Source organism: Pseudomonas sp. SIMBA_067, assembly GCF_046534675.1.
In the GTDB taxonomy this organism is placed as follows: Bacteria; Pseudomonadota; Gammaproteobacteria; order Pseudomonadales; family Pseudomonadaceae; genus Aquipseudomonas; species Aquipseudomonas putida.
In genome coordinates, this window is record NZ_JAWRYH010000496.1 from 1 (window position 1) to 269 (window position 269).

Here is a 269-nt window from a genome sequence, read left to right on the forward strand (position 1 = left end):
GCCGGAGGCCATACCGGCATTGCCCACGTCAGCAAAGGCCATTTCACCCTGCTCGCTGGCAATCAGCGTACCGGCACCTTTCAGTACCACTACGCCGCCATAACGCTGCGCCAATGTCTGCGCTGCATGTAAGCGGTCACTCTCAATTTCACTGGTCTCGGTATTCAGCAAACGCGCCGCTTCACCAGGATGCGGCGTAATAATGCGATTCTGACGTTTCTCCGCACTGATTGCCAGCAGGTTAAGTGCATCCGCGTCCCAAAGCATCG

At 56.9% G+C, this 269-nt stretch carries 1 protein-coding gene; it reads right to left on the reverse strand.

All coding sequences use genetic code 11. The features are described from left to right. Window positions 1–269 (reverse strand): NAD(P)H-hydrate dehydratase (locus SB765_RS30050; RefSeq protein ID WP_410932552.1); only part of this gene is annotated, 269 nt, incomplete at both ends.